This window comes from Bradyrhizobium sp. P2_E8, assembly GCF_056403875.1.
In genome coordinates this window covers 1-3,800 of sequence record NZ_JBFUES010000760.1, presented here as the reverse complement: position 1 = coordinate 3,800, position 3,800 = coordinate 1, and the positions used below count along the sequence as shown (strand labels likewise).

Here is a 3,800-nt window from a genome sequence, read left to right as displayed (position 1 = left end):
ATGTCAACCTGATCGCGGTTCGCGCCGCCGACAAGGACAAGCCCTGGGTCAAGGTGCTGGTGGACAGCTATCACACGCCTGAGGTGAAGGAGTTCGTCCTGACCAAGTTCAAGGGGGCGGTGCTGCCCAGCTGGTAGGCAGCCGGCGTCGTATCTTCGGCAGGAATGGATGGCTCCGGGGTGRCAGCCCTGCGCGGCGGCTGCTTRCCTCGCGCTGCGGCAGCGGACATCATGCGGGCTGTTGCAACGTTGGGCGCGGTTGGCATGAAACGGTTCGCAAATCTGAAAAGACTGGGCTTCTTCACGCGGCTTCTCGACGAGGCGCCGCCGGCGGACCGCTATCGCTTCGCCGCCGAGCAGATCGTGCGCGCCGAGAAGGCCGGGCTCGATTCCGCGTGGATCGCGCAGCACCATTTTCACGAGCGCGAGGGCGGCCTGCCGTCGCCCTTCACCTTCCTGGGCTACGTTGCCGCACAGACTTCGCGCATCCGCCTCGGCACCGGCATCGTCACCCTGCCGCTTGAGAACGCGGTGAGGGTGGCGGAGGATGCCGCGGTGCTCGACCTGCTCTGCGACGGCCGGTTCGAGCTCGGCGTCGGCACCGGCGGCAATCCGTCGGCCTTTGCCGCCTTCGGTCTCGACGGCGCCCAGCGCAACGAGATCTTTGCGCGCAATCTCGCGGTCGTCCGCACCGCGCTCTCCGGCAAGCCGCTCACCGGCGGCGACACGCTCTATCCGCAGCGGCCGCAATTGGACGGCCGGATCTGGCAGGCGACATTCTCGGTCGCCGGCGGCGCCCGCGCCGGCAAGGCGGGTGACGGCCTCCTGCTCTCGCGCACGCAGCCGCGGACCAAGGAGGCGCCGCGCGCAACGCTGGCCGAGATCCAGAACCCGATCATCGACGCCTATCTCGCAGCGCTGCCGCCGGGACGCGAGCCGCGCATCATGGCCTCGCGCAGCGTCTTCGTTGCCGACGACCATCGCGAGGCGATGCGCCTTGCGGACATCGGATTGCGACGCGCGCTGCCGCAATTCATGAAGGGCGGCCATCTTCCCCCGGGCGAGACGCTGGAGGAGATGATCACCGCGTTCGACACCCATGTCGGCGCCGCCGACGAGGTCATCGCCTCGCTGCGTGGCGACGCGACGCTGGAGCGGGTGACCGATCTGGTCTTTCAGGCGCATTCGGTCGATGCCCCGCACCCCTATATCCTGCGCTCGATCGAGCTGGTCGCGGACAAGGTCGCGCCGGCGCTGGGCTGGGCCCGGACGGCGGCGGCCGATGTCGCCCTCGCGGGCTAGCCGGAATGAATGTGATCGCGTGACACGAGGTTGAATGATGAGCACGAAAGATATCATCGACACGCTCGCCGGCATTGAGCCAGGCTCCGGCCTGGACGCGATCCGCGCGCGCCGCCTGCAGGCGCGCGAGAACGCGCAGAAGAGCTATCTCTCGCTGTTCGAGCCGATCGACGCCGGCGATTTTTCGCTTGCCGAACGTGCCGCGGTTGCGGCCTTCGTGACGGGGCTCCATGGCGAGTCCCCCGTCGCCGCCTTCTATCGCCAGAAGCTCGCAGCGAATGCGGATGGAACGGCGCTGGTCGAGCCGGTCCAGATCGAGATCGGGCGCGGCAAGACCTCAGGTCCCTACGGCGCCTTCCCGGCCGGACCGTTGTCGGTCGAGAACAAGGCCGGCTTGATCTACCGCGTCAGCGCGGAACGCAAACCGCAGCTTGGCGCCCGGCTGGTTGCGGCGCTCGAGCATGCGCATCTGCTGGTGTTCCGGCCGCGCGATGCCGCATCCGCCGACATGAAGGCGCTGCTCGCCGCAGGCTGGTCGACCACCGGCATCGTCACGTTCTCCCAACTCGTTGCATTCCTGTCGTTTCAGGTCCGCGTCGTCAGCGGCTTGCGCACGCTCGCAGCGGCAAGCGCGTAGGGGGCTGCATCATGAGCGCTGCAAACACCGTCAATCCGCCCGTCGTCTTCACCCAGGACGAGCTCGGCTGGGTGTCGTGGATCGACCCGCTGCCCGAGGCCGAGTTGACCGAGCGGCACTTCGCCGGCCTCGTCGATCGCGCCCGCGCCAAGTCGGAATATTTCCGCCTGCTGGTGCGCGATCCCGAGGTGCTGGAAGCCCGCACCAAGACCGACAAGGACATCTTCTACAACGTCGCCGACGGCCTGCCGCGCGCCGAGCGCGAGCTCGCAGCCGCCGCGACCTCGCGCTACAACGGCTGCATCTATTGTGCTTCCGTGCATGCGCGATTTGCAAGCACCTATTCCAAACGCCGCGACGACGTGCAGCTGCTGCTCGACGAGGGCGTCAAGGCCGATCTCGGCGAGCGCTGGAATGCCGTGGTCAAGGCGTCGGTGGCGCTGGCCGCAACGCCGATCGCGTTCGGGCCCGACAATGTCGAGGAGCTGCGCCGCGCCGGTCTCGACGACGCCGAGATCGTCGACGTCATCAACGGCGCCTCGTTCTTCAACTGGGCGAACCGGCTGATGCTGTCGCTCGGTGAGCCCTCGAAATAGGCAATCTCACCGGCATGGAAATTGCTGCTTGTTTCAACATTGAGTGGATGGAGCCGTAGATGAGCAACATCGATCGCCGTACCCTGGTCAAGGGCTCGCTCGCCGCCATGATGGCGGGAGCGGCCTTCTCACGCAGCGCGTTTGCGCAGTCGTCCGAGCCGATCCTGCTCGGCGTCAGCGGCCCCCTGACCGGGCCGAACGCGCAATATGGCACGCAGTGGAAGCAGGGCTTTGATCTCGCGCTTGACGAGATCCAGGCGGCCGGCGGCATCAACGGCCGCAAGCTCGCCTATCAGTTCGAGGACAGTCAGAGCGACCCGCGCCAGTCGGTGGCCATTGCCCAGAAGTTCGTCTCCGATCCCAGGATCGTCATGGAGCTCGGCGATTTCTCGAGTCCCGCCTCGATGGCGGCATCCCCGATCTATCAGCGCGGTGGCCTCGTGCAGTTCGGCTTCACCAATTCGCATCCCGATTTCACCAAGGGCGGTGACTTCATGTGGAGCACGTCCGTCAGCCAGGCCGACGAGCAGCCACTGCTGGCGGCCTATGCCGTCAAGCGCCTCGGTCTCAAGAAGCTCGCGATACTGCATCTCAACACCGATTGGGGCCGCACCAGCCGCGACTATTTCGTCAAGGCGGCGAAGGAATACGGCGCCGAAATCGCGGTCACCGAGGGCTACATCGCGGAGGAGCGCGACTTCCGCTCCACGCTGGTGCGCGTGCGCGATGCCAGTCCGGACGGGCTGATCCTGATTTCCTATTATTCCGACGGTGCGTTGATCGCCCGCCAGGCGCGTCAGGTTGGCCTCAAGCAGACGATCTGCGCGGCAAGCTCGGTCTACTCGCCGAAATTTTTGGAGCTCGGCGGCGAGGCGGTCGAGGACGTCCATCTCGGCACGCGTTATTTCCCCGAGGATCCCAGGCCCGAGGTGAAGAAGTTCATCACGGGCTTCAAGGCCAAGTACAACGGGCAGGAGCCCGACGCCTTCAACGCCTATTCCTATGACGCGATGCACATGGCAGCCGCGGTCGTGAAGATCGGTGGCACCGATCGCCGCGCCGTCCGCGACGCCTTCGCGAAAGTGAAGGATGTCTCGAGCGTGATCTTCGGGACCGCGACGTTCGACGTCGAGAGCCGCCGGGTCAAGGGCGCCATGAATGCCGAGCTGGTCGTGCGCAAGGGGCAGTTCGCGCTTTGGGACGGCAAGCCGACCTGACATGATGGCCGGACGCATGATCCGGAAAAGTGCGAAGCGGTTTTCCGAA

Annotated in this window: 5 protein-coding genes; all 5 read left to right on the top strand. The window is 66.2% G+C overall.

What is annotated here, in order from left to right; translation table 11 throughout:
* Positions 1 to 137, top strand: a 137-nt coding sequence (locus AC1D00_RS31260; RefSeq protein WP_477013310.1) for a MetQ/NlpA family ABC transporter substrate-binding protein, incomplete at its 5' end; no start/stop codon positions are given.
* Positions 138 to 263: 126 nt separating this feature from the next.
* The gene (locus AC1D00_RS31255) at positions 264 to 1,301 is read left to right on the top strand and encodes a putative FMN-dependent luciferase-like monooxygenase (RefSeq protein WP_477013309.1); all 1,038 of its coding nucleotides are present in this window, start codon (positions 264 to 266) and stop codon (positions 1,299 to 1,301) included.
* A gap of 37 nt (positions 1,302 to 1,338) precedes the next feature.
* Positions 1,339 to 1,938, top strand: a complete 600-nt coding sequence (locus tag AC1D00_RS31250) for a CMD domain protein (RefSeq protein WP_477013308.1) — start codon at positions 1,339 to 1,341, stop codon at positions 1,936 to 1,938.
* Positions 1,939 to 1,949: 11 nt separating this feature from the next.
* Entirely contained in the window at positions 1,950 to 2,534 is a 585-nt protein-coding gene (locus tag AC1D00_RS31245; protein WP_477013307.1) for an alkylhydroperoxidase domain protein, read from the top strand.
* A gap of 59 nt (positions 2,535 to 2,593) precedes the next feature.
* Positions 2,594 to 3,751, top strand: coding sequence for an ABC transporter substrate-binding protein (locus AC1D00_RS31240; RefSeq protein WP_135175760.1), 1,158 nt, complete (start codon positions 2,594 to 2,596; stop codon positions 3,749 to 3,751).
* Positions 3,752 to 3,800: the final 49 nt, after the last annotated feature.